Origin of the sequence: Thiocapsa imhoffii (assembly GCF_016583985.1) — a bacterium.
GTDB classification, from domain to species: domain Bacteria; phylum Pseudomonadota; class Gammaproteobacteria; order Chromatiales; family Chromatiaceae; genus Thiocapsa; species Thiocapsa imhoffii.
Window position 1 is genome coordinate 191,121 of the sequence record NZ_NRSD01000004.1, and the last position, 17,666, is coordinate 208,786.

Consider the following 17,666-nt stretch of genomic DNA (forward strand, 5'->3'; position numbering starts at 1 on the left):
CAAAGATGCGCCCAACCGACCGCGCCGCGTCGCATCCACCAGGCACCGTCGCGATGGCGCGATGGTTCTATACGGCGATTCTTTACCTGCTGCTGCCCTTCGTGCTCCTGCGTCTCTATTGGCGCAGCCTGCAGGCACCCGCCTATCGCCGCGGGATCGGTCAGCGCCTCGCCCTCGCTGCCCGTCCCGCCCCGGCACAGGTCTGGATCCACGCGGTCTCGGTGGGCGAGGTCCAAGCCGCCGAACCGCTGATTCGCGCTCTACAACAGCGTCACCCGCCGGTCGGCGTGCTGGTGACCACCACCACGCCGACCGGTGCCGAGCGCCTGCGCGCATGCTTTGGAGATCAGGTTCCACACCATTACACCCCTTATGATCTCCCGAGCGTCGTCGAGCGGTTCCTACAGGCGCTCTCGCCCTCACTGGTCATCGTCATGGAGACTGAGATCTGGCCGAATACGCTCGCGACCTGCGCGGCCCGTGGGATCCCCATCGCACTGGTGAATGCACGGCTGTCCGAACGCTCGGCACGGGGTTATCGACGGGTGGGCGCGCTGACACGCGAGGCCCTGGGACAATTCGACCTCATCGCGGCACAAGCCGAGATCGATGCAGGGCGCTTCGTCGCGCTCGGGGCGCCACCCTCCCGGGTCCGGGTCACGGGCAATATCAAGTTCGACCTCCGCCTGCCTGCCAGCCTGCTCGATCGGGCTGAGGCCATGCGACGCTTTTGGGGTCCGGATCGCCCGGTTTGGGTCGCCGCCAGCACCCACGAGGGCGAGGACGAGCCACTGCTCGCAGTCCATCGTCAGATCCTCCGTGAGGTCCAAGGCGACGCCCTGCTGGTGCTGGTGCCCCGCCACCCGGAGCGCTTCGATCGCGTTGCCGAACTGGTGCAACGAGAGGACATGGCCCTGGCGCGGCGCAGCCGTCAGGATCCGGTCGGGCCTGAGACGCGGGTCTTTCTCGGTGACACCATGGGTGAATTACCCATCTTCCTCGCCGCCGCCGACGCCGCCTTCATTGGGGGAAGTCTCGTGCCCGTGGGGGGACACAATGCCTTGGAGGCCGCCGCGGTCGGTGTGCCGGTCGTGATCGGTCCACACCACTTCAATTTTGCTGCCATCACCCAGGTACTGCGCGAGGCCGGCGCCGCCGTGACGGTCACATCGAGTCCGGAACTCGCCACCTGCCTGACGGGCTGGCTCAATGATGCTGCCGAACGGACCCGGGTCGGTGAACTCGGCCGCAACGTGGTCAAGGCCAATCGCGGGGCAGTGGATCGGGTCATTGCGCTGCTGGAGGCTCACCTGCGCGATCCGACTGACGCCTAGTCGGCAACCCGCGTCAGCGCAACAGACGACGGGGCCCCAGACAAGGCGGGCCGGACGGATGTCCGACCCAACGGCATCGCCACTCCACAGCGTCCACTGCGGGTTGAAGCCCGGCGTCTGGCCGGGCTGCCCGGATGCGGACCTGACCTAATCGGTTTGCTTGAAGAGTGTCCACACCTCGCGAAACTGTGTATCCGAGGAATCCCCCAGCCATTCGAAACCAACCGACTCGGTGCAGACAACCTGGACCCCGCCATGTCGCATACGCTCTAAGATATTCTGCTTGAAGTCCAGTTTGCGCGAGATGATGGCGTCGGCGGGAACGAACACCTGATAGCCCCAACGCTGCAAGCCGGACACGGTCTGGAGGATACAAATATGTGCCTCCATGCCGACCACGATCAACTGACGGCGATCCGGGTGGCTAGCGATACTGCGCTCGAAGCCTGGTGCGGTGCAGCAGGAGAAGGCCGTCTTCTCGGTTGGTTCCGCCCCCTCGGGCATCGCCTCTCGAATCGTCTGAATCACGGGCCCAAGGCCCTTCGAGTTGTGCTGCGTCGCAATCACCGGGATGCCGAGCATCTTGGCCGCCGCGACCAGACGCTTGATGTTTCCGACCACCAGGTCGACTTCATCCGCGGGCATTGCAGACGCCAAACGCTCCTGTGCGTCGATGATCAGGAGTTGGGAGAACGCCCGCTGACATAGCGGGAGTTGGACTTGATGGATACTCATTCACTGCCCTCCGTTCTTGTTATGTTGGCAGCGCACACCAAGTCGCGCCGCACGCGCTCGAGTGTGCGGCAAATTCCCAACGTGAATCAAGGAAAAACAAGAAAACCGACCAGGGCGGTCGCGGCGGGCGGCCTAGGGCGCGCTGCGCTCCATCTGATCAGGCCAGAGACCCGGCCGGCCGGATCAATAGACCGGCATGCTCGGGTCCTGATCGTGCGCCCAAGCGGCCACCCCGCCCGTGAGGTTGATCACCCGGTTGAAACCCTGCTGCTGAAGGAAGCGGGCGACTTGGTAGCTGCGGATACCATGGTGACAGATGACAAGGATCTCGCGTGTGGGATCGAGCCGGGAGAGGGCCCCGGGAATCTGCCCCATCGGAATGGACAAGGCGCCCTCAATGTGACAGATCGCGAATTCCCAGGGCTCGCGCACGTCAAGAAGCACAGGCGCCTCTGGCGCTGAAGCCATCCACTGAGCGGCCTGGGCTGGAGTCATTTGCTGCATGGTGGACACCTGTTCGCTGGAACCCGAGGCCGGATCACCGCCTGGCTGCGTTCAGAATTCAAAGCCATCGGGCTCGGTCGCATTCACCAATGCCCGTGCCGTGGTCTCAAACAGACCAGCCCGACGATAGTCCGCCTTCTTCACGCGGGTGATGAGAACGGCCTCCATCGCCGGCTCCACCCCAAGGATACAGAAGAGTCGCCCGCCGACCGCCAGTTGGTCTTTGAGCATCGGCAGCGCGCGCTCGGTTGGCATCGAACCCGTCACGGCGATGACGTCGAAGGGGCCACCCGCGACCGGACCGGCGAGGGCGTCGCCGGTGCGAACCTCGACCGCATCGAAACCTTGCGCCGCGAGACGGGTGCAGGCCTCGGCGGCGAGCGCGGGATCAATTTCGATCGCGATGACGCGCGCGCCGAGATGGCTGAGGCAGGCACTGAGATAACCCGTCCCGGCGCCGATCTCCAGCACCCGCTCACCCGGTTGCACGGCCACGGCCTGGAGCAGCCGCCCGATCATCTTCGGGGCGAGCATCTCGGCGGCCGCGCCAATCGGGATCTCGATGTCCGCGTATGCGAGCCCCTGATAGGCGTCTGGAACGAAGGCCTCGCGCCGCACCGAGGCCATGGCGTCCAGCGCCCGATCGTCCAAGACATCCCAGGGCCGAACCTGTTGCTGGATCATGTTGAAACGGGCGCGATCGGTAGTGGTTTCCATGACGCATCTGTCCTCGACAGCAATTTTTATCGTGCATGATGGGGCAACAGTGAAGCCTAACTGAGGCGCTGGCCTTCCAGCAACCACCAACCCCACCCGTTTTCCGTGCATCATGGTATGCGGCTGGTCGATGATCGCCAGCGATGCTCTTGAGACAGCTTTCAAAGGATTTAGGATGGTGATGACGCAACCCCAACGACCCCGCGTCGCCATTGCTGGCGCCAGCGGCTTCATCGGCACCGCCGTCTCCAGCGCCCTTGCCGACGCCTACGAGGTCCGGGCGCTGACCCGCTCCCCCGCCCGCGCGCGCGCCCCGGACCCCGATCCCCACATCGACTGGCGACACTGCGACCTCTTCTCGGGTCCGGATGTCGTCGCCGGCCTCGCTGGCTGCGACTATGCCGTCTATTTGGTTCACTCACTGGCGCCGTCGTCGCGATTGACCCAGGCGAACCCTCGGGACATGGATCTGATCCTGGCAGATAACTTCGCGCGTGCCGCCGCCGCGAATGGCGTTCAACAGATCATCGTTGTCGGTGGCCTGATCCCCGAGAGTTTTCGGATCTCACCACTGCTTTGGAGCCGCCGCGAGGTCGAATTGGTCCTAGCCTCGCGCGGGACCGCGGTGACGGCCCTGCGCGCCGGGCTCGTGGTCGGCGCGGGCGGGTCCGCTCCGCGCCTGCTGGTCGATCTGGTGCGACGCCTACCCGTGCTGGCCCTGCCGCCCTCGGCACGCTCCTTGACTCGGCCGATCGCGCTGGAGGACCTCGTCCGAGCCGTGCAACTCTGCCTCGGCGAGCCTGAGACCTATCGTGGTGCGTTCGACATCGGGGGGCCTGAATGTCTGAACTACGAGGAGATGCTGCGCCGCACGGCCGAGGTTCTGGGCGTGCGGCGCTTGATCATCACCTTGCCTTGGCTGCCGATTTGGATCGCGGCGGCGACCGCGCGCGCCTTCAGTGGCGCCCCTTCGGAGGTGGTCGGACCCGCGCTGGAGAGCCTCCCTCAGGATACGGTGATTCGTGACAACCCGGTGCAACGCGCGATCGATTCCGGCGCCATGCCCTTTCGTGAAGCCCTGAAAGCGGCGCTCGCACCCAGCCACAGACATCTGTGCGCGAGCCCGCGTCAACCGATCCAAGGACAGGACCGCGAGCTGATCAGAGAGGCGCGACGGGTGCGCTCGATCCAGCGCATCATTCTGCCCCCGGGACAGGACGCACGTTGGGTCGCGGGCAACTACTTCCGCTGGCTTGGCACCTGCTGTTGGCCGTTCGTCGCCACTCGCCTCGATGCGACCGGCCGCTGCGATGTCACCATCCGGTTTCCCCGCCTGCATCTGTTAAGCCTACAACGTCGCGCCGAACTGAGTGACCCGCAACGCGAGGTCTACGCAATCACCGGTGGACTCCTAAGTCGCCCCGACAGCCTGGGTCACGCCCGGTTCGAGTTCCAGACGTTGCTTGATGACCGCTACACCATGGCGGCCATCCACGACTATGCCCCGGCATTGCCCTGGTATGTCTATCGCTGGACCCAAGCCGTCGCCCATCTCATGGTGATGCGACGTTATCAACGTCGCTTAGCGCGCCTGGCACGCTGAGCATGGCACCCGTGCGGATCAACCCGGACCTGCCTGACCAGCCTCTCGTCGCGGTCCCGCCATCGCCAGGGCGGTGGCTGATCGATCAGCAGGGTTCCGGGCGATGCCGCGCACGCTGGACGTCAGTCGAGATAGGAACTGAGCATGGCCGTGAGATCGACCCGGGCACGCAGGCGCCGACAGAGCATGAAGGCACCCATGAATTTGCGATGCAAGAACATGGTTTCCGGTGCCGGAACACTGCTGAACACCCCGGAATAGAACATCTCGCGTCCCCGTGCGTAGACGCGCTCGAAGAGATCGGATGACCCGAAATCGTACAACCCGGGCGAGCGTAGCGGCTCACTGGCGAGACTGAGCAGGTTGAGCAGGGCATCGATCTGCGCGCTCGGATCATCGCCGCTGACATAACCAATCGCAATCGCGGCGGTGCGCATGGCCCCGCGGTCATCCGCAAGCGCGGCGCGTGCGAGCGCCCGATAGGCGGCGATGAGATCCTCTGAAACCGCAACCGCCGCACCAAAATCAAGCAACACAATGCGCCCGGTGTTGGCATCGTAGAGATAGTTGCCAAAATTGGGATCGGACTGAACCAGCGCGAAGGCGAACAGTTCGCGCATCGCCAGCCGGGTGAGTGCGGTGGCGGCCCGATCCCGCTCCGCGGCACGATAGCGCCCGTCGGCGAGTTGATCGACCGGAACCCCATCGGCGAAGTCCATGGCAAGGATGCGTGTGGTCGAGAGGTCTCGGTGAACCTTGGGCACGAAGAAGTCCGCGTCATCGCCAACCCAGTTTGCGTAGGTCTCGAGTGCATTCGCCTCGGCGAGATAGTCGGCCTCGCGATGCAATTGCGCCCGCGCACTCTCGAAATAGGGCGCGAGATCGACCCCGGATGGCGCCATGCCCAGTGTTCGCGCGAGCAGCGCGAGATTGGAGATGTCGCTGTCGATGCTTTCGCGAACGCCAGGGAATTGGATCTTCAACGCCAGGCGGCGACCATCGCGCGTCTCGGCCCGATGCACTTGACCGATCGAGGCCGCGGCGATGGGCGTAAACTCCAACCGCCGGAAGCGTTGATTCCAATCCGGCCCGTATTCGCGATCTAAGACGGTGGTGAGTTGACTCATGGGCATCGGCTCGGCGCGTTCACGCAGGCTGCTCATAATCTCAGCGGCCTCGGGCGTGAAGATGTCCGAGCCGTCCATCGACATGAGCTGCCCCATCTTCATCACGGCTCCTCGCATCCGCGCGAGGCGCTGGGTGAAGCGCTGCGTGTGCGCGGGCGACAGCACGATGCGAGCAGGATCGTCACTGCGCCGTGTGCGGGCCAACTCGATCAATCCCTTCACGCCGATCCCGGCAGCGAGGTCACCCGTGGCTCGACCAAGATGCCACAACCGACTGATCCGGGTGCTGGGCACGGCGATTCCCGGGCGCTGGGCGGATGGCGACATGCTGACTCCTCGTTGTGATGAAGATGGAGAAGCGGGACTGAGCCGGACTCTTGTCTCGATCCCGTCCAGACCAAACGTTGGACATGGGTTCGATTGATCCCGAGTGCAACGCGGATTGCGATGCCACCGCGCGCACCGACCCCGTCCGGAATTGGCGGCCTCCTGGTCACGCAAGGTTGACTTTGGACCTAACTTCAAGGCTACTGTCTTCTCGCGTCAGGATGCGGGTCACGGGTCCGTCTGGTCGGAGCACCCTCCAGATGGGTACCACGAGGGGTCGTCGCCCGGTTTCGAACACGAGCGAACAGGAGACGCGCTACCCGACAGCACGCACCAATCGCGGCTTCGATTCGTCCGCTCGACGCACCGAGCAGGGGTCATCAGGCTTGATCCAAGCGCCGTGCAGGCCGACAATGCTCGGTTACCTTGCGAATCGACTCCAATGTCCGGCAATCCGTTCGCAACCCGCATCCTTTTCTTCCCGAGGCTTCACGATGGACACTTCCGACACGAGTCTTGGCTTCAGCCACCTCGGCCTTGCCTCTCCAATCGCCCAGGCGGTCAATGATCTCGGCTACGAGACCCCGACCCCTATCCAGCGTCAGTGCATTCCTCATCTCCTCGCGGGCCGTGACCTGCTCGGGCAGGCGCAGACCGGAACCGGCAAGACCGCCGCATTTGCCCTACCCTTGCTCAGCCGGATCGATCCGCATCAGCCCGGAGCGCAGGTCCTGGTCCTGACGCCAACGCGCGAATTGGCGCTGCAAGTCGCCGAGGCCTTCCAAGGCTATGCACAGCATCTGGCGGGGTTCCTCGTGCTCCCCATCTATGGCGGCCAGGGCTATGGACTGCAACTGAGCCAACTGCGCCGCCAACCACAGGTCATCGTGGGCACCCCCGGACGGGTGATGGATCACCTCAAACGCGGCACTCTCAAGCTCGATGGCCTCAAGACGCTCGTCCTGGACGAAGCCGACGAGATGCTGAACATGGGCTTCGCCGAGGACATCGACTGGATCTTCGAGCAAACGCCCCCGCAACGGCAGGTCGCACTCTTCTCCGCAACCATGCCAACCGCGATCCGCCGCGTCGCGCAGCGGCGACTCAATGACCCGGTCGAGGTCCACGTCGTTGCCGACTCCGAGACGGTCGATACCATCGAGCAGCATCACTGCGTCGTCACCCGCTTCCACAAGCTCGACGTGCTCACCCGCATCCTCGAACTCGAAACCTTTGACGGGATGTTGATTTTCGTGCGGACCAAGCATGCGACCGTCGAACTCGCGGACAAACTCAAGGCTCACGGGTTCGCCGCCGAGGCGCTCAATGGCGACATGAATCAGGAGATGCGCGAGCGCACGGTCGAGCGCCTGAAACAAGGGCAGCTTGACATCCTGGTCGCAACCGACGTCGCCGCGCGCGGACTCGACGTCGAGCGCCTGAGCCATGTCGTCAACTATGACATTCCGACCGACCCCTCGGCCTATGTGCACCGCATCGGCCGCACCGGACGTGCCGGGCGAACCGGGCGCGCGATCCTGTTGGTCGAACCGCGCGAGCGTGGTCTGTTACGAGCCATCGAGCGCACCATCCGCCGCACCGTCCCGGCCATGCAGCCGCCCTCGGCCTCGCAACTGAGCGAATCGCGGATCGACCGTTTCACCCTCGAACTGCGCAAGACCCTCACCGAGCAGGATCTCGATTTCTTCTATCGGCTGGTCTCTCGTCTGAGTTCGGAGCACGAGTTGGACTTGATGGACATCGCCGCCGCCTTGGCCTACCTCAACCAGCGTGATCGACCGCTTGATGTAAAAACCGATCCACCCCGCCCGCCCGCCGCCGAGCGCAGCACACGCGAGAACAGTCAGCGTGGCGAGCGCCGCCGAGAGGGACGGCCCGAAACACGCCGCGAGACGAATCGCGAGTCGCCCCGTCGACCGGCTCGCAACAGCGAGGGCCTCACTCGTTATCGGATCGAAGTCGGACACCAGCATGGAGCCACGCCGCGGGACATCGTCGGCGCCATCGCCAACGAATCCGGCCTGGAGGGCCGCTACATCGGTCGCATCGATATTCGCCAAGAGTATTCGTTGGTCGACCTCCCCGCGGAGATGCCACGGGAGATTTTCAATCATCTGAAGCGCGTGTTCGTGCGGGGTCAAGCCCTACGCATCGCGCTAGCGGATCACGCGGCGGATCACTCGGGCGAGCGCGAATGGAGTCCCGGCGAGGTGCGTGACCGTCGGCCCCGGGCACCGAACGACGCCACGTCGGGCGAGCGCCCCCCCCGCTCCGACCGCCCCTCCTTCGAGCGCCAACGGCAGGAACCGGGCTTTCATCAAGAGCGGCGGCGCAAACGCACGGACTGAAGGGGCGCGGTGTCGCAAAACCGACAGGCATCCGTCGCTGACCCGACGCGGCCCGCATCCCCCTCGGCCCGGACCAACCCGGGATGAGGAGCGAGAACCCGGCATCCAAAGATGGTGCGATCTTTGCCTGATCATTCCAGTAATCGGTGATCAGGCCATAGAACGCGACCAACTCAAGGAACCACGGCATGCTGCAACGACTCGCAAGCGCCCTGAGGCAAGGCGAACTGGTGCCCTTTTTGGGGCCAGGCGCCCTCGCCGGGGCCCAGGATGTGCTGACCAACGAGCCGATGCCGGCCGACAGCGAGAGTCTCATTCTCGCTATGAATGGCGGCAAACCCATGTCGCCCCGCCTGATGTGGGAATTTTCCCGTGCCGCCATGAATGTCGAACTCAAGCGTGGGCGTGGCGCCGTCACCCGTTTTCTCGACACCACCTACGGACAGCGCACCTGGACCCGCGCGCCCTTGCACCAATGGCTGCGGGACATTCGTCCCGGCTACGTGATCGACATCAATCGTGATACCCAGTTACAGGATTCCTATCAGGACGTCCCGCATCTCCTGATCCGCGGCATAGCCCGGATCGGTGGCACCGATTATCGCTTTCGTCTGCATCACTATGATGGCGTGCGCTATCGCGAGATCGAACTCGACGAGGCCGATCCCGCTGTCCCGATTCTTTTTAAGCCACTTGGCAGCCCGCGACCCGACGCGACCTACATTGCATCCGATGCGGATTTCGTCGACTACCTGACGGAGTTGATGGGTGGATTCGGGATTCCAGCCTTCCTCAAGAAGAACCGGAGAGGACGGCGCTATCTGTTCCTGGGACTGCGGTTTCTCCGCGATACCGAACGCATGATCGCCGCGGATCTCATCCATGATGCGGGCACCCCGACGGGTTGGGCGCTCATCCCCGATCCGACCGACAAGGAGCGCCGGTTTTGCCACGCCAAGGGGATCGAGATCGTCACAGCCGATTTCCCGGAACTGCTCGCGGCGGCTGAGCGACCCGATGATCCGGACGCACCACAGCCGTAACCCGAGGCGGTCCATCCGGGGCGCCCGACAGAAGACTGGGTATCAGTCGCCCCGCGCCATGCGCTCGACCTTCGCCATCACGCTTGCCTCGAGCGCTTGCTTGAAATGCATAATGCGCTCGCGCACCACCGCATCCGAAGCGCCGAGGATCTGCGCGGCGAGAATGCCGGCATTGCGCGCACCATTGATCGCCACGGTGGCTACCGGAACCCCGGCGGGCATCTGCACGATGGAGAGCAACGAGTCCTGGCCCGAGAGACTCGCGGTTTTTACCGGCACTCCAATCACCGGGAGCGGCGTGATGGCCGCGGCCATGCCGGGCAGATGGGCCGCCCCACCGGCACCGGCGATGATGACGCGCAAGCCACGCGCGACCGCATCCTCGGCATAGCGATAGAGACGGCGCGGCGTGCGATGGGCCGAGACGATCGTCATTTCGAAGACGATCCCGAGTTCGCGCAGGACGGTCGCGGCCTCCTGCATCACAGGCAGATCGGAATCACTGCCCATGATGATCCCCACCTGCGGGACAGCGGCATCAATGGATGCGTGGCCGTTCGATCCGGTCATGGATGGTTCTCTCCTGAGATCTCAATGAGTTGCCGCACGACCTCCGCCTGCTGGCGGGCCTGTGCGATATCATGGCTCAAGATGGTCACGTGACCCATCTTGCGATAGGGCGCGGTCGCGGCCTTACCATAGAGGTGGATACACACACCCGGGATGGCCAGGGCCTCGGCCATGCCACGAATGACGGGGCGACCATGATGACCCTCCGCACCCAGGAGATTGATCATGGCCGCGGGACAGAGCTGTTCGGTCGAGCCCAGTGGCAACCCCACGATCGCGCGCAGATGTTGTTCAAACTGATCCGTGACATTGGCCTCGATCGTGTGATGCCCGGAGTTGTGGGTCCGGGGCGCCACCTCGTTCACCAGCAACTCACCATCATGCGTCAGGAACATCTCAACCCCGAAGATGCCCACGCCGCCCAACGCCTCGACGGTCCGCACCGCGAGTCGCTCGGCCGCCGCGGCGACCTCCGCGGGGATCTGCGCGGGTGCCAGCAGCAGATCGAGCACGTTCTTCCCTGGACGGAAACACATCTCCACGGTCGGGTAGCAGCGATGATCGCCGTCGAGACCGCGCGCAACGATGACCGCCAGTTCCTTCTCAGCGGGAATGAAGCGCTCGACCAGCGAGGGCACCGGAAGCTGCATCGCATCGTCTTCGGGGCCTTTCAGAATCGCGACACCGCGCCCATCGTAGCCGCCGCGACATGCCTTTTGGACCAGCGGGTAGCCAAAAGCCGCGAAGGCCGCCGAGGAGGGCTCGGGCATCGACTCGAACGCCGCCGTTGGGATGCCCGCCGCGACCAATGCTCGCTTCTGCGTCAGCTTATCCTGGAGCAACGCCAAGACGGTGGGCGCGGGATGGATGTTATGGCCCTCGTGGGCGAGTTGGATGAGGGTCTCGGCATCGATATCCTCGATGTCGAAGGTCACCACGTCACAGGACTCGGCCAGTTCGCGCAGTTTGGAGGGATCGTGGTACGAACCAACGATCTGATGCCCGGCGACCTGGCCGGCGGGACAACCCGGGGTGGGATCCAGAACCACGCAGTTGCAACCGATCCGCTTCGCGGCCTTAGCCATCATACGGCCAAGTTGCCCGCCGCCGATGATGCCGATACGTGCGATAGGAAGGGGGAAGACGTCCATCGTGCGAATGATCGGTGGTTCCGATGGAATTGGAAAGCCCCCGTGCGCGAAAATTAGCCTGCCACATGGCTCCGGGATGCCAAATCCAGCGCATCACGCGACCGCGCGCGCATTCAGACAATGATATCCTTGGCCCGAGCGTCAACATCCTTCGGTGCAGGTCGTCGCGCACATGAACCTACTTTTCGTTGTCCTAATCCCCTTCGTCGGGGCCGGCTTGGCGGCCTGGGTCTCACGATTCGGACGGCTTCAGTCCGCATGGATGGCCGGCGGTGTCGCCGTTGCCGCGCTGCTCGCCCTGAGTCCATCGATCGCCGCCCCCTTCCTGGGCGAGACCGTCATTCAGCGGATTCCCTGGCTCCCCGGGTTCGGATTGGATCTGATGTTCCGACTCGATGGCCTCGGGTTGCTGTTCGCTTTAATGATCCTGGGCATGGGGCTGTTGATCATCCTCTATGCGCGCTACTACCTGGCCGAACGCGACTGCATGGGCCGGTTTTATGGCTATCTTCTGTTGTTCATGGGCTCGATGCTCGGGATCGTCCTCTCCGAGAATCTGATCCTGCTGCTGATGTTCTGGGAACTGACGAGCCTCTCGTCCTTTCTGCTGATCAGTTATTGGCAACACCGCGAAGATGCCCGGACCGGCGCCCGCATGGCGCTGACGGTCACGGGCCTCGGCGGCGTCGCCATGCTGGGCGGGTTCGTTTTACTCGGCGAAATCGCTGGGAGTTATGAGCTGTCGGTGATCCTCGCCTCCGGGGACTTGATCCGCGCCGACCCCCTCTATACGCCCATGTTGGTGCTGATCCTGCTTGGAGCCCTGACGAAATCAGCGCAGTTTCCCTTCCATTTTTGGCTTCCGCACGCGATGGCCGCCCCCACGCCCGTGTCGGCCTATCTCCACTCGGCGACCCTGGTGAAGGCCGGGGTCTTCTTGCTCGCCCGGCTCTTTCCAGTCCTCTCGGGCACGGTGGAGTGGTCGATCCTGGTCATGAGCGCTGGGCTCGCGACGCTGCTGCTCGGCGCCTACTTCGCGCTCTTCAAGCATGACCTCAAGGGATTGCTCGCCTACTCGACGATCAGTCACCTCGGCCTGATCACCCTGCTGTTCGGCATCGGCACACCGCTTGCCGCGGTCGCCGGAATCTTCCACATCATCAATCATGCCACCTTCAAGGCCTCGCTGTTCATGGCGGCCGGCATCATCGATCACGAATGTGGGACGCGCGACATGCGCCGCATCAATGGGCTATGGCGTTACATGCCCTACACGGGCACGCTCGCCATGGTCGCCGCCGCCGCGATGGCGGGGGTTCCGCTGTTCAATGGATTCTTGTCCAAGGAGATGTTCTTCGCCGAGGCGGTGGATTTCTCCGCCGGCTCGCCGTGGCGACTCTTCCTGCCCGTCGCAGTCCTGATCGCCGGCATGCTGGCCGTTGCCTACTCACTGCGCTTCATCCACGATGTGTTTTTTAATGGCGACCCGATCGACCTACCCAAGACGCCGCATGAGCCCCCACGCTGGATGAAGGTGCCGGTCGAGATCCTGGTCGCGGTTTGTCTCCTCGTCGGCATTCTGCCCGCCTTCACGGTCGCGCCACTGCTCTACGTGGCCGCGGTCGGCGTCCTGCAAACCACTCCGCCCCACTATGACCTCGCCATTTGGCATGGCATCAACGCCGCGCTCATCATGAGCCTGATTGCCTTGATCGGCGGCATCCTCGTCTATGCCGGCCGCCAACCCTTGTTCCGGTTCGCGGAGCGACTCGAAGGCCGCATCGACGCCAAGGCGATGTACGAGCAAGTCCTACAAGGCGTGCTTGAGCTTGCCGGAGCGGTGACCCGCACGCTCGACACGGGCTCCCTGCAGCGTATGATCCTCGTGTTTGTCCTGACCGCCCTGCTACTTGGCACGATTGGCTTCTTAGGCGGCGGTGCGCCGCTGACCGGTACGCGCGCAACCTTGCCGGTCGATGCCGTCAGTCTACTGATCTCGATGGCGTTGATCCTGGTTGCCATCTGGACCCTGATGCTGCATCGCCGCCGTTTCACGGCCTTGATCGTCATGGGAGCCCTGGGGCTCTTGGTCTCGCTGATCTTTGTCAAATTCTCCGCCCCTGACCTCGCCTTGACCCAGCTCTCGGTTGAGGTCGTCACCATCGTGCTGCTCCTCTTGGCGCTCTATTTCCTGCCACAGTACAGCCCGGCCGAATCGAGCCCAGCGCGGCGCATCCGTGATCTCGTGGTCGCGGGTCTTGCGGGGACGGGCGCAAGCCTCCTGACCTGGTCGATCCTCACCCGCCCCTACGACAGTATCGCGGACTTCTTCCTCGCCAACAGCATGCCCGGTGGTGGTGGGGGCAACGTCGTGAATGTCATCCTGGTGGATTTTCGTGGCTTCGACACCTTGGGCGAGATCTCCGTCCTCGCGCTCGCAGGCTTAGGGATCTACGCCATGCTCCGCGATCTTTACCTCCCAGGGCCCGTCTGTGATTCGCGCGGCCACCCGTGGAATTGGGATGTGCATCCACCCATTATGGCGGCCTTGACGCGGCTCCTGTTGCCGCTCGCCCTGCTCGTGTCGGTGTTCATCTTCCTGCGCGGGCATAACCTCCCCGGCGGCGGCTTCATCGCGGGGCTGATCACCGCGGTCGCGTTGATCATGCAATATTTGGCGAACGGTGCGGAGTGGACACACAATCGCATGACCTCGAACCTGCACCCACTCATCGGCGCCGGACTCCTCATCGGCACCGCAACCGGACTGGTGAGCATGCTCTTGGGCTATCCCTTCCTCACCTCAGCCTTTACCCACGTGCATTGGCCACTCATTGGGGACTTTGAACTCGCCTCGGCCATCGCCTTCGATCTCGGCGTTTATCTGGTCGTCGTCGGTGCCACACTGCTCATCCTGGTTCATCTAGGTCTGATGCACAACGCCAGCCATCCCGCCCCGGCGGATGCACCAGCATTGCCCAACCACTCCTGAGGAGCCTGAGCCGATGGAAGTCCTGATCACCCTGATCATCGGTGTCTTGACGGCCTGTGGGGTCTACCTGGCACTGCGTGCACGCACCTTCCCCGTGGTGTTGGGGTTGACGCTCTTGTCCTATGCCGTCAACCTCTTTCTGTTCGTCACGGGCCGCCTCACGGTTGGATTGCCCGCCGTCATCGCCGAAAACAGCGCTGGTTACGCCGATCCGCTCCCCCAGGCCCTGGTCTTGACCGCCATCGTCATCAGCTTTGCCATGACGGCCTTCATCATCATGCTGGCCCTCAAGGCCCGCGCTGAACTCGGGAACGATCATGTCGACGGTCGTCCGGACCCTGGAGCGCACTCATGAGCCACCTCGTGATTGCGCCGATCCTCTGGCCGCTCCTCGCTGGAACCTTACTGCTGCTGGTGCGACGCGCCGTGCCTCTCACGTTGCGCCGCCGTTTGAGCCTTGCGGCCCTACTGATCGAGATCCTGCTCGTCGCCCTGCTGGCAGGAGCCGTCGTGATGAGCGGCGAGATCCTGACCTACGAGCTTGGAAATTGGCCGGCACCCTATGGGATCGTCCTGGTCGCCGACCAGCTGAGTGTCTGGATGCTCCTGATCACGAGCCTCCTGGCCTTTTTTGCGATGCTCTATGCCGTGCGCGGCACCGACGCGGGGAGTCGGCATTTCCACCCCCTGTTCCAGTTGCAACTATCTGGTCTGAGTGGCGCCTTCCTCACCGGCGATCTCTTTAATCTATTCGTGTTCTTCGAGATTCTGCTGCTGGCATCCTACGGGCTCCTGCTGCATCGCGGGGGACCTGACCGGGTGCGTGCCGGACTGCACTTCGTTGCCCTCAATCTCGCTGGTTCGACCTTGTTTTTGTTCGCCGTTGGCACCCTCTATGCGACGCTCGGCACACTCAACATGGCCGACCTCGCGCTGAAGGCGGCGGCGACGCCACCCGAGAACCTCGGGGTGGTGCGCGCCGCTGGACTCTTGCTGTTCGCCGTCTTCGCGCTCAAGTCGGCGCTCATTCCACTCTATCTCTGGCTCCCCGCGGCTTACTCCGCGACCTCGGCACCCGTAGCCGCGCTGTTCGCCATCATGACCAAGGTCGGCGCTTACAGCATCCTGCGGGTTGACACCTTGATCTTCGGCTCGGCGGGTGGCCCGCTTGCGGATCTGTTCTCGCCCTGGCTGCTCCCGCTCGCACTCACCACCATGGTCGTCGGGGCCTTGGGCGTGGTGGCCGCGCACGAACTCCGGCGCCAGGTGGCCTACCTGGTCGTGGTTTCGGTCGGCTTCCTACTCACCGCAATCGGACTCGGCACCCAGGCCAGCATCGGTGCCGGTCTCTACTATCTGGCCCATTCCACCTTCGCCGCCGCGGCTTTCTTCTTGCTCGCCGACCTCATCGCCATGGGGCGTGGCGCCCTGCAGGATCGGCTCGACCCTGGCCCCATCATCCCCAACGCGGCCCTCATCGGCGGACTTTTCTTCATCACCGCCATCCTGATCTCTGGGCTGCCACCCCTGTCGGGCTTCATTGGGAAGTTCATGGTCTTGCGCGCGGCGGTCGCAACCCCGGCCGCGCCCTGGGTGTTTGGGATCCTGATCACGACAGGGTTACTGGGCATCGTGGCGCTGGCACGCAGCGGAAGTCTGCTCTTTTATCGGGCCGAGACGCTCGTGATCGAGCGCGGCAGCGTGACCACCCGCGCACCGGTTGGACCGAACTGGGGACGCATCCTGCCCATCATTGGCTTGCTGACGCTCTGTCTGCTGCTGGTGATCGCGGCTGGACCCGTCACTGACTTTACCCAGACCACGGCCGCGCAACTGCTGCAACCGCAGCTCTACATCGACGCCGTGCTCGGCGTACCTGAGGGGGATTTCACGCCATGAAGCATTCCCTGCTCCCGCATCCAATCCTGACCCCGGTGCTGGCGTTGATCTGGCTCTTACTCGTCAACAGCCTAGCCCCTGGACAGATTTTTTTGGGTCTGTTGCTGGGCTGGGCCATCCCCATTTTCACGCTCCGCTTCTGGCCGGAACGGGTTTACATCGCCAAGCCACTGACATTGCTTCGGTTCCTGGCCATCGTGCTCTATGACATCCTGATCGCGAACATCGCGGTTGCCGGACTGATCCTGGCTGGCACCAAACAGACGCGGCCCGCGTTCGTGCGGGTGCCACTCGCGCTGCGGAGCGATCTCGGCATCAGCCTGCTTGCAAACACCGTGTCGCTCACACCAGGCACCGTCTCGGCATGGCTTAGCCCCGATCGCTCGCACCTGATCGTCCATGGTCTGCAGGTGCATGATCCCGCAGCACTGGTCAGCGAGATCAAGACCCGTTACGAGGCACCCATCAAGGAGGTCTTCGAACCATGCTGAGTCTCGCCGTGTCCATTGCCTTCGCGCTCGTTGCCGCAGCGGTGGTCTTAAGTCTGTGGCGCTTGCTGAAAGGTCCAGACAAACCGGATCGCATCCTCGCGCTCGATACGCTCTATATCAATACCATTGCCTTGCTGGTGCTGCTTGGCATCCATCTCGGTAGCTCACTCTATTTCGAGGCGGCGCTCCTGATCGCCATGATGGGTTTCGTCGGGACGGTTGCACTCTGTAAATATATCCTGCGCGGCGACATCATCGAGTAAGGAGAGCCGCGCGAGCGGGACGGACCGCAGCCTCAGGACCGTGCGAGCGCCGTGCCCGACCCTGGCCTGGCGGCGAACGAAGTGGGGTCCGCCGCGCCGCCCTCGCAGCAGTGCCGCACGCCGGACATTGATGATCACCAACCTTGGGTGTGGTTTGAATATGATCGATTTCATGCTTGCGATTCTGATCCTCATCGGCGCGGCCTTCACCTTCGTCGGATCACTGGGCCTGGCTCGTCTGGAGGATTTCTACTCGCGCTTGCATGGCCCGACCAAGGCCACAACCCTCGGTGTTGGGGCGTTGCTAATCGCCTCGGTGCTCTACTTCAGCACCCGCGGCGAGGGGTTGAGTCTGCACGAGATCCTGGTGACCCTCTTCCTCTTCATCACGGCCCCGGTCAGTGCCCACCTGTTATCGAAAGCAGCCCTGCACCTGCGTGTGCACTCGGTGGCACGGCCACCCGCCGAGGCCGAGGACCCCATCGCTGATCAGCGCGGCAGCAGCGCGGCCCATCCACCCGAGCAGGCATCATGAGCCTGG

General features: G+C 63.7%; 16 protein-coding genes. 10 read left to right on the forward strand and 6 right to left on the reverse strand.

Annotation, left to right across the window (positions count from 1 at the left end; translation table 11 throughout):
- Nucleotides 1-5: 5 nt before the first annotated feature.
- Nucleotides 6-1,334, forward strand: coding sequence for a lipid IV(A) 3-deoxy-D-manno-octulosonic acid transferase (waaA, locus tag CKO25_RS06080; protein WP_371829700.1), 1,329 nt, complete (start codon nucleotides 6-8; stop codon nucleotides 1,332-1,334).
- 147 nt (nucleotides 1,335-1,481) lie between these two features.
- Here waaA and CKO25_RS06085 read toward each other — a convergent pair whose 3' ends face one another.
- From CKO25_RS06085 to CKO25_RS06095, 3 genes are all read right to left on the reverse strand, one after another.
- Nucleotides 1,482-2,069, reverse strand: coding sequence for an isochorismatase family protein (locus CKO25_RS06085; protein ID WP_200387026.1), 588 nt, complete (start codon nucleotides 2,067-2,069; stop codon nucleotides 1,482-1,484).
- Nucleotides 2,070-2,252: 183 nt separating this feature from the next.
- A complete protein-coding gene (locus CKO25_RS06090; protein WP_200387027.1) occupies nucleotides 2,253-2,573 on the reverse strand; it encodes a rhodanese-like domain-containing protein in 321 nt (106 codons plus the stop codon).
- A gap of 51 nt (nucleotides 2,574-2,624) precedes the next feature.
- On the reverse strand, nucleotides 2,625-3,290 hold the full coding sequence (locus CKO25_RS06095) for a protein-L-isoaspartate O-methyltransferase family protein (RefSeq protein WP_200387028.1): 666 nt from the start codon (nucleotides 3,288-3,290) through the stop codon (nucleotides 2,625-2,627).
- Nucleotides 3,291-3,471: 181 nt separating this feature from the next.
- Here CKO25_RS06095 and CKO25_RS06100 point away from each other — a divergent pair, with 181 nt between their 5' ends.
- Entirely contained in the window at nucleotides 3,472-4,893 is a 1,422-nt protein-coding gene (locus CKO25_RS06100; protein WP_200387029.1) for an NAD(P)H-binding protein, read from the forward strand.
- Nucleotides 4,894-5,015: 122 nt separating this feature from the next.
- Here CKO25_RS06100 and CKO25_RS06105 read toward each other — a convergent pair whose 3' ends face one another.
- Entirely contained in the window at nucleotides 5,016-6,347 is a 1,332-nt protein-coding gene (locus CKO25_RS06105) for an ABC1 kinase family protein (RefSeq protein ID WP_200387030.1), read from the reverse strand.
- Between the two features lie 494 nt (nucleotides 6,348-6,841).
- On the opposite strand from CKO25_RS06105, the gene CKO25_RS06110 reads away from it, so the two are divergent.
- Both CKO25_RS06110 and CKO25_RS06115 read left to right on the forward strand, forming a co-directional pair.
- Entirely contained in the window at nucleotides 6,842-8,716 is a 1,875-nt protein-coding gene (locus CKO25_RS06110; RefSeq protein WP_200387031.1) for a DEAD/DEAH box helicase, read from the forward strand.
- Between the two features lie 188 nt (nucleotides 8,717-8,904).
- Entirely contained in the window at nucleotides 8,905-9,759 is an 855-nt protein-coding gene (locus CKO25_RS06115; RefSeq protein WP_200387032.1) for an SIR2 family protein, read from the forward strand.
- Between the two features lie 42 nt (nucleotides 9,760-9,801).
- Here the strand turns inward: CKO25_RS06115 and purE are convergent, their stop codons facing one another.
- Both purE and purK read right to left on the reverse strand, forming a co-directional pair.
- On the reverse strand, nucleotides 9,802-10,329 hold the full coding sequence (gene purE, locus CKO25_RS06120; RefSeq protein WP_200387033.1) for a 5-(carboxyamino)imidazole ribonucleotide mutase: 528 nt from the start codon (nucleotides 10,327-10,329) through the stop codon (nucleotides 9,802-9,804).
- Nucleotides 10,326-11,480, reverse strand: coding sequence for a 5-(carboxyamino)imidazole ribonucleotide synthase (gene purK / locus CKO25_RS06125; RefSeq protein WP_200387034.1), 1,155 nt, complete (start codon nucleotides 11,478-11,480; stop codon nucleotides 10,326-10,328). The genes purE and purK overlap by 4 nt, the downstream gene beginning before the upstream one ends.
- A gap of 172 nt (nucleotides 11,481-11,652) precedes the next feature.
- Between purK and CKO25_RS06130 the strand changes: the two genes are divergently transcribed.
- From CKO25_RS06130 to CKO25_RS06155, 6 genes are all read left to right on the forward strand, one after another.
- Nucleotides 11,653-14,472 (forward strand): monovalent cation/H+ antiporter subunit A, encoded by a 2,820-nt coding sequence (locus CKO25_RS06130; protein WP_200387035.1) that lies wholly within the window; start codon nucleotides 11,653-11,655, stop codon nucleotides 14,470-14,472.
- 13 nt (nucleotides 14,473-14,485) lie between these two features.
- Nucleotides 14,486-14,827 carry a Na+/H+ antiporter subunit C gene (locus tag CKO25_RS06135; protein WP_200387036.1) on the forward strand — a complete coding sequence of 114 codons (342 nt, stop codon included), beginning with the start codon at nucleotides 14,486-14,488 and terminating at the stop codon, nucleotides 14,825-14,827.
- The gene (locus tag CKO25_RS06140; RefSeq protein ID WP_200387037.1) at nucleotides 14,824-16,371 is read left to right on the forward strand and encodes a monovalent cation/H+ antiporter subunit D; all 1,548 of its coding nucleotides are present in this window, start codon (nucleotides 14,824-14,826) and stop codon (nucleotides 16,369-16,371) included. Before CKO25_RS06135 ends, CKO25_RS06140 begins: the two co-directional genes overlap by 4 nt.
- Complete coding sequence (locus CKO25_RS06145) at nucleotides 16,368-16,862, forward strand: Na+/H+ antiporter subunit E (protein ID WP_200387038.1); 495 nt, start codon at nucleotides 16,368-16,370, stop codon at nucleotides 16,860-16,862. Before CKO25_RS06140 ends, CKO25_RS06145 begins: the two co-directional genes overlap by 4 nt.
- Complete coding sequence (locus CKO25_RS06150; RefSeq protein ID WP_200387039.1) at nucleotides 16,856-17,125, forward strand: K+/H+ antiporter subunit F; 270 nt, start codon at nucleotides 16,856-16,858, stop codon at nucleotides 17,123-17,125. Before CKO25_RS06145 ends, CKO25_RS06150 begins: the two co-directional genes overlap by 7 nt.
- A gap of 160 nt (nucleotides 17,126-17,285) precedes the next feature.
- Nucleotides 17,286-17,660, forward strand: a complete 375-nt coding sequence (locus CKO25_RS06155) for a Na+/H+ antiporter subunit G (RefSeq protein WP_200387099.1) — start codon at nucleotides 17,286-17,288, stop codon at nucleotides 17,658-17,660.
- Nucleotides 17,661-17,666: the final 6 nt, after the last annotated feature.

Excerpts from the sequence above, each read along its gene's own strand:
- CKO25_RS06155 (WP_200387099.1), top strand. The coding sequence starts at position 17,286 with ATGATCGATTTCATGCTTGCGATTCTGATCCTCATCGGCGCGGCCTTC.
- CKO25_RS06150 (WP_200387039.1), top strand. The coding sequence starts at position 16,856 with ATGCTGAGTCTCGCCGTGTCCATTGCCTTCGCGCTCGTTGCCGCAGCG.
- CKO25_RS06140 (WP_200387037.1), top strand. The coding sequence starts at position 14,824 with ATGAGCCACCTCGTGATTGCGCCGATCCTCTGGCCGCTCCTCGCTGGA.
- CKO25_RS06095 (WP_200387028.1), bottom strand. The coding sequence starts at position 3,290 with ATGGAAACCACTACCGATCGCGCCCGTTTCAACATGATCCAGCAACAG.
- purE (WP_200387033.1), bottom strand. The coding sequence starts at position 10,329 with ATGACCGGATCGAACGGCCACGCATCCATTGATGCCGCTGTCCCGCAG.
- CKO25_RS06145 (WP_200387038.1), top strand. The coding sequence starts at position 16,368 with ATGAAGCATTCCCTGCTCCCGCATCCAATCCTGACCCCGGTGCTGGCG.
- CKO25_RS06130 (WP_200387035.1), top strand. The coding sequence starts at position 11,653 with ATGAACCTACTTTTCGTTGTCCTAATCCCCTTCGTCGGGGCCGGCTTG.
- purK (WP_200387034.1), bottom strand. The coding sequence starts at position 11,480 with ATGGACGTCTTCCCCCTTCCTATCGCACGTATCGGCATCATCGGCGGC.
- CKO25_RS06090 (WP_200387027.1), bottom strand. The coding sequence starts at position 2,573 with ATGCAGCAAATGACTCCAGCCCAGGCCGCTCAGTGGATGGCTTCAGCG.
- CKO25_RS06135 (WP_200387036.1), top strand. The coding sequence starts at position 14,486 with ATGGAAGTCCTGATCACCCTGATCATCGGTGTCTTGACGGCCTGTGGG.
- waaA (WP_371829700.1), top strand. The coding sequence starts at position 6 with ATGCGCCCAACCGACCGCGCCGCGTCGCATCCACCAGGCACCGTCGCG.
- CKO25_RS06100 (WP_200387029.1), top strand. The coding sequence starts at position 3,472 with ATGACGCAACCCCAACGACCCCGCGTCGCCATTGCTGGCGCCAGCGGC.
- CKO25_RS06110 (WP_200387031.1), top strand. The coding sequence starts at position 6,842 with ATGGACACTTCCGACACGAGTCTTGGCTTCAGCCACCTCGGCCTTGCC.
- CKO25_RS06105 (WP_200387030.1), bottom strand. The coding sequence starts at position 6,347 with ATGTCGCCATCCGCCCAGCGCCCGGGAATCGCCGTGCCCAGCACCCGG.
- CKO25_RS06085 (WP_200387026.1), bottom strand. The coding sequence starts at position 2,069 with ATGAGTATCCATCAAGTCCAACTCCCGCTATGTCAGCGGGCGTTCTCC.
- CKO25_RS06115 (WP_200387032.1), top strand. The coding sequence starts at position 8,905 with ATGCTGCAACGACTCGCAAGCGCCCTGAGGCAAGGCGAACTGGTGCCC.